This is a genomic window from Planktotalea sp., assembly GCF_049680325.1.
Taxonomy (GTDB): domain Bacteria; phylum Pseudomonadota; class Alphaproteobacteria; order Rhodobacterales; family Rhodobacteraceae; genus Planktotalea.
Map to the genome: position 1 here is coordinate 1 of NZ_JBAUHO010000353.1, position 6684 is coordinate 6684.

The 6684-nt window shown below is 57.1% G+C and carries 6 protein-coding genes; 4 read left to right on the forward strand and 2 right to left on the reverse strand.

Features of this window, described 5'->3' with window-relative positions:
- Together WBC85_RS15725 and WBC85_RS15730 are read right to left on the reverse strand one after the other, a co-directional pair.
- Positions 1-416: TRAP transporter small permease (locus tag WBC85_RS15725; RefSeq protein WP_424439411.1), on the reverse strand; the 416-nt coding region annotated here is incomplete at its 3' end.
- Between the two features lie 59 nt (positions 417-475).
- Complete coding sequence (locus WBC85_RS15730) at positions 476-1453, reverse strand: TRAP transporter substrate-binding protein (RefSeq protein ID WP_424439413.1); 978 nt, start codon at positions 1451-1453, stop codon at positions 476-478.
- A gap of 306 nt (positions 1454-1759) precedes the next feature.
- Here WBC85_RS15730 and WBC85_RS15735 point away from each other — a divergent pair, with 306 nt between their 5' ends.
- The 4 genes from WBC85_RS15735 to kynU are packed head-to-tail and all read left to right on the forward strand — an operon-like array spanning position 1760 to position 6593.
- A complete protein-coding gene (locus WBC85_RS15735; protein ID WP_424439415.1) occupies positions 1760-3865 on the forward strand; it encodes a xanthine dehydrogenase family protein molybdopterin-binding subunit in 2106 nt (701 codons plus the stop codon).
- A complete protein-coding gene (locus WBC85_RS15740; protein ID WP_424439418.1) occupies positions 3862-4815 on the forward strand; it encodes a dihydrodipicolinate synthase family protein in 954 nt (317 codons plus the stop codon). Before WBC85_RS15735 ends, WBC85_RS15740 begins: the two co-directional genes overlap by 4 nt.
- Positions 4816-4830: 15 nt before the next feature.
- A complete protein-coding gene (locus WBC85_RS15745) occupies positions 4831-5379 on the forward strand; it encodes a 3-hydroxyanthranilate 3,4-dioxygenase (RefSeq protein ID WP_424439421.1) in 549 nt (182 codons plus the stop codon).
- A gap of 17 nt (positions 5380-5396) precedes the next feature.
- On the forward strand, positions 5397-6593 hold the full coding sequence (gene kynU / locus WBC85_RS15750) for a kynureninase (RefSeq protein WP_424439424.1): 1197 nt from the start codon (positions 5397-5399) through the stop codon (positions 6591-6593).
- Positions 6594-6684 lie beyond the last annotated feature (91 nt).

Consider the following 6684-nt stretch of genomic DNA (forward strand, 5'->3'; position numbering starts at 1 on the left):
GTCGTGGGTTCTGCATAGACAAAATTAAACGTCTCGCCCTGAAACGACTCGAAATCAAACCCCGCCCGAAACAGATCAAGCGGTAGCAACCAGCGCCATAGGAAAAACAACATCAGCGCCGCAAACAGCAATGCAATCAGATCGACGGCAATGCCTAGGAAATGTTGCCCGCGTGGTCCCAGCTTTTCCTGCACCAAGGTCACGGACACGGCGCTGCGTTCGTGTATGCCTGCCGAAGCTGCCAGAAACGCCATCCAGACCATCGCGTAGATTGCCGCCTCGTCCACCCAGTAGATCGAGGCGTTCATCGCCCGTGTCACCACATTGAGCAGGATCAAGAGCGTTATCAAAACCGCAAAGAACGAGGCGCAGAAAATCTCGACGCGCGCCCAACGACGCGACAATGTGTGCAGCATGGGAACCCTAACCGGCAAAGAATGCGGGCCGCCCGATCAACGGGCGACCCGAACATGGTTTACTTTACAGCGGCTGCCGCGTCGCGCAATGCACCAAGCTGAGAAGACTTCGCAGACCAGATTGCATCCCACTTGCCAAGGGCGTCGCCAAAGAACTCGGGGCCAACTTCAACATAGTTTTCGCCCGTGCCCTTTACCTGATCGAGCCATGCTACGTCTTTCTCGACATATTCAGTGATGATCGCCGCCAACGCCGCTTTCATATGGGTGTCAATCGCGGCGCGGTCTTCGTCCGAGAGATCTTTCCACACGCGCGCAGAAACAAGACCGACCATCGGGAACATCATGTGATTGGATTGCAGGATTGTATCGGAGTGCTCGTAATACTTCAGCTTCCAGATCAGCTCGGCATCCATATCAATCGCGTCGACCTGACCGTTCGCCAGCGCGTCATATACCGCAGGCAGTGGCATGGGCGTCGGAGCCGCGCCAATCGCGTTGTAGAAATCAAGGATCGGATCGAACGGTGTAATGCGCAGCTTAAGGCCCGCAAGATCAGCCGCGCTTTTCACGTCGCCGCGCGCCAGAATTTGACGCAAACCTGCCATGCCATAACCGATGCCGACGACGCCCGTCTTGGCTGGCAGCTGGTCCAGCATGGCGGTCGCTGTGTCCGTCGCAAGAATGCGCGACGCATGGGCGATGTCATTGGCAAGATAAGGCGCATAGAACGCCCCGAAATCAGGTGCGCGGTTGGACACTTCGGCCACGGTCATAAACGCCATATCAAGCGCACCGGTTTGCAGCTGCTGAAGCATTTGCGCCTCGTTCCCGAGCTGACGCGCCGGGAAAACCGTAACGCTGTGCGCGCCGCCTGTTGCATCACTTAGCGCCGCGCCAAAACTTTCTGCGCCCTTGGTCCAGATGTGGTTGGGCGGCGTGATAAGCCCAAGGCGAAATTCGTTGGCCTGCGCCAGTGAGGCTGTAAAGCTTGCGGCCAATACCGCCCCTGCTGTTACGAGATTTGTCAGTTTCATAGTGCTTCTCCAGTTGGTCTCTTTTTTCTCGCGCGCTGACCAACTCAGCCCAGCGCGCTTTATGGGTAAAGACTATCGCCCTTTGATTATACTTCAAGTAAAAATATTTCATGCCTAAAGTAAATGCCGTTCTCCTGCGACCTCAAGCGATTTGCTATTTACGACCTTACCCAGAAAACAAATCAAAACAGCACCCGTTTGTTAATTCAGGTATCACTACTGCTTATATCCATATATGCGCATTCCTCTTGGTTTTTTCGCGCCAAGTTGATCGAATGTGCAAAACCCAGGTACACTAGGAACATCATGCCGTCTCTTCTGCCCGCCCACATCGGAGCGTCAAACCCAAGGCGCGAAGACGCGCGACTTTTGCGTGGGCAAGGGCAGTATACGGATGATATCAAGCTGGATCGCCCGCTCTACGTTGCCTTTGCGCGCTCGCAATTCGCGCCCGCAATTCTGGAACATGTCGAAATAGACGATGCGCTTAACAGCGATGGCATCTTCGCCGTTCACACTGGCGCAGAGCTTGCGCATTTGGGCAACCTGTCTGTGAACGAAGTGATTAATATGCCCAGCGCGCCGCGCTTTTGCGCGTTGCTTGAACATGAGGTGCGCGCGATCGGCCAGCCTATCGCTGCGGTTCTGGCAGATAGCCCTGCGAATGCCAGCGATGCGGTTGAACTGATCTATGCGGATATGATCGAAGGCGAAGCCTGTAACACCACGATCGCCTCGCACAGCTGGCAAAGCGTTGAGAACGATATGCCCGGCGCACCGCATCACAGCGTTGAAGTCGCTATTCAGCACCCGCGCCTTGCGCCTTCTGCGATAGAGCCGCGGGCGATTGCGGTGCGCTACGAGACAGACACTGACAGCGTGACAGTCTGGCATTCGACCCAGACCCCGCACCGCACCCGATCAGAGCTTGCTGCGATCCTTGATATTCACCCGTCCCGCATCCGCGTCATTGCGCGCGATGTCGGCGGCGCGTTCGGGATGAAAGCCTCTCTTTACCCGGAAGACGTTTTCGCGCTCTGGGCTGCCTTCACCCACAAGCGCAATATCAAATGGACGGCGACGCGCTCGGATGAGTTTATGTCCGCCACCCATGGGCGCGGCACTACGAGCACGGGGCGCTTAACCCTGAGCGCCGATGGCACGTTCCTTGCCTTGACGGCTAAGACCTCTGCCCCCCTAGGGCCATGGCTGCCCAATAGCGCGCTCGTTCCCGCATGGAACGCGGCGCGGGTGCTGCCCTCGGGCTATCTTGTGCCAAAGCTTGATATCCAAACCAGCGCTGTTCAGGACAACTTTACCCCCACTGGCATCTATCGCGGTGCAGGGCGTCCTGAAGCGAACATGCTGATAGAGCGTCTGATTGACAAAGCGGCGCGTGCCAGCGGGATTGATCCATTCACCCTGCGGCGGCGCAATCTCTTGCCGCCCAGCGCCCTGCCCCATGACACAGTAACAGGCAATCGCCTTGATAGCGGGGATTACATCCGTGCGCTTGACTTGCTTGAGCAGCTTTCCGGCTATCAAACCCTACGCCAAGAGCAAAGCAAACGCCGCAATCAAGGCGAGCTGGTTGGCATCGGTATCGCCTTTTATGTCGAACCCTCTGGCAGCGGCTGGGAAAGCGCGCGTATCACCCTGCACAAGAACGGCACAGCAAGCGTTGCCAGCGGCTCTTCCTCGCAAGGGCACGGGCGCGAAACAAGCTATGCGCAGATCGCAGCGGATCACCTTGGCCTTACCCCCGATCAAATCGAAGTCACGCTTGCAGATACAGATCATACGCCCAAGGGCATTGGCGCACTTGCCTCCCGCTCTACCGCTATTGGCGGCAGTGCCGTGCAACAGGCCTGCATCGAGGCCAAGCGCCAAAAGGACAAGGGCGCGCCGTATCCCATTACCACAACCAGCCGATATGAGAACGAAGGTCAGGCTTGGGGCTATGGGGCCTATCTGATCCAGATGAGCATTTGCCCCGATACCGGCACCCCCACTATCGAGAAAGCTATCTGCGTGGATGATACAGGCGTGCAGATTAATCCCGCCCTTGTGAAGGATCAGGTTGTCGGCGGCTTTGCGCAGGGCTTTGGCGAAGCGATGATGGAGCATATCGAGTTTGACGAAGACAACCAGCTGCTGACAGGTTCCTTTATGGATTATGCCATGCCACGCGCAAACGATGTGCCCGCGCTAGAGATGCACAGTTTTGAAACGCCCTCCCCCACGAACACACTGGGTGCCAAAGGCGTGGGCGAGGCCGGCACCATCGGTGCCCCCGCCGCGATCCTGAACGCCGCTCTTGACGCGCTCGCCCCTCTGGGCGTCACTGATCTGAACATGCCCCTGACCCCCTGCACGCTATGGACGGCCATGCAAAAAGGACGAACAACATGAACTACGCGAAACTTGAAGCCAAAGACTACGCCCGCGAAAACATGCGCGGCATTTGGGCGGCGGCGCTGAACCCTTTCCTTGCGGATGGCTCTTTCAACGAAACTGGCTTGCGAAGCAACATTCGCCACTGGATCGACGACCTTCATATCAAGGGCTTGTTCATTGCAGGCAAGCAGGGCGAATTCTGGTCCATGTCCCTACAAGAGCGCAAAGACAACATGACCATTGCGGCGAATGAATGTGCGGGTAAGGCAGGCACGATCATGTCGATATCAGACCAGAACGTGGACACCGTGCTGGAACTTGGTCGCCACGCGCAGGACTGCGGCGCGGATTATGTCGTTGTTCATGCCCCGATGCTCAGCTTTTGCCATGACCGCGACGAGGTGCTGTATAACTACTACAAATACATTTGCGACCGCCTTGATCTCGGCATCGCGATGTGGAGCCACCCTGACAGCGGCTATTTGATGGAACCTGAAACCGCCGCGCGGATTGCAGAACTGCCCAATATCGTTGCAATCAAATACTCTGTCCCCCGCGAAATGTATGTGCGCCTGACCCGTATGATTGGCGACAAGATTCACGTCTCTACCTCGCTAGAGGACGATTGGCTTGATAACATCGAGGAACTGGGCTGGCAGCTTTATCTCTGTTCGTCCCCCCCCTACCAGCTACAGACCAAAAACGATCTGCGCATGGTTGAGTACACAGAGCTCGCCTTCGCAGGAAAATTCGCCGAGGCCCGCCGTGTGCGCGACAGTCTCGATCCTGTACGCGCTGCAATCAAATCTACCAAGCCAGCAGGCAAACCCACAGCGCATGGCAAATACTGGCAGGAATTGCTGGGCCAGACAGGCGGACATGTGCGCCACCCGATGCTGGAACTGACAGAGGCTGAAAAAGCGGCCACCCGCGCCGCGTTCGAAACCTGCGGGCTGAAACTTTGATATAGGAAGAACACCATGGCCAAGACCAAGTTAAGCACGTTCAACTTCAAGACATGGATCGACGAGCATCGTCACCTGCTTAAGCCCCCAGTGGGAAACCAGCAGATCTGGGAAGACGCGGACCTGATGGTTACTGTCGTTGGCGGCCCCAACAAGCGTACCGATTACCATGATGATCCCGTCGAGGAGTTCTTCTACCAGATTGAAGGCGACATGCTGCTCAAGCTCTACGATGGCGAGCAGTTCTATGATGTGCCGATCCGCGAGGGCGAAATCTTTTTGCTGCCCCCCCATGTGCGTCACTCCCCCCAGCGCCCGCAGGAAGGTTCTATCGGGCTTGAAATCGAACCCAAACGCCAAACGGGCGAGCTTGATGCGATTGAGTGGTATTGCTTTGAGTGCCAGCATCTGGTCCACAGGGCAGAGATACAGCTAGAGTCCATCGTGCGCGACCTGCCCCCGGTCTATGAGACGTTCTATGCCTCTACCGAGGCGCGCACATGCCCGAACTGCAATACTGTCCACCCTGGCAAAGAGCCTCCAGAGGGTTGGGTGCAGCTATAATACGAGAGAGAGCCTGAATGACTGATTTCACCAAGACCCGCGCCATGTTCGATATCCCCGAGGGGATGACCTATCTCAATGGCAACTCGCTCGGCCCGATGCCCAAAGCCTCGCCCGGGGCGATGACGCGTTTCCTCAATGACGAGTGGCGCACAGAGCTGATTAGAGGTTGGAACACCAAGGGCTGGTTCATGCAGCCAAATACGCTTGGTGATCGCATCGGCAAGCTGGTCGGCGCGGCGGAGGGAACGATCGTTGTCTCCGACACGCTCTCGATCAAAGTGTTCCAAGCGGTGGGTGCGGGTCTGGCGCTCGTGCCGGATCGCAAAGTGGTTCTGTCGGACACAGGCAACTTCCCGACCGATCTTTACATGGTACAGGGCCTCGTGAAGCTGAAAGAAGACGGATACGAGCTGCGCACGGTGGAACCCGAGGCGGTGCTCGACGCAATCACTGATGAAGTGGCAGTCGTGACCCTTACCGAAGTAGACTACCGCACGGGCCGCAAGCACGACATGAAAGCCATCATCGACAAAGCCCATAGCGTTGGCGCTGTCGTTGTCTGGGATCTTGCCCACTCCGCTGGTGCGATCCCTGTGGACCTTGCAGGCACGGATGTCGATTTCGCAGTGGGTTGTACCTACAAATTCCTCAATGCTGGCCCCGGCGCGCCCGCCTTTATCTACGTCGCGCCCCGCCTGATCGAAACGGTCGAACCTGTGCTCTCTGGCTGGTACGGCCACGAGGCACCCTTTGCCTTTGATACCGATTACCGCCCCATGCCCGGCAAGATCGACCGCATGCGCATCGGCACGCCCTCTATCGCCTCCTTTGCGCTTTTGGAAGCGGCGCTGGATGTCTGGGAGGGCGTCGATCTTACGGACGTACGCAAACGCGCCGAAGAATTGATGGCGCTGTTTATCAGCGAGGTTGAGGCGCGCTGCCCGGGTGTGACCCTTGCAGGACCACGCGATATGTCAGAGCGTGGCAGCCACGTTTCGTTCATCTTCGAGCATGGCTATCCGTGCATGCAAGCCCTAATCGATCGCAAAGTGATCGGCGATTTCCGCGCACCAAACATGATGCGCTTTGGCATTACACCTTTGTTTGTAAACGAGGCTGACATCCTGCGCGCGGTAGAAGAGCTTGAGGATATCCTGAAGACCAAAGCCTACGAAGAAGATCGCTTCAATGTCCGCTCGAAAGTGACATGAGCGGACAGGCAAAACACTGGCGGGATATGAGCGATGACGAGCGCGCCATCGCCTATTCGCCCAGCAAAGCACTGCCCGACGGTGATTTGAC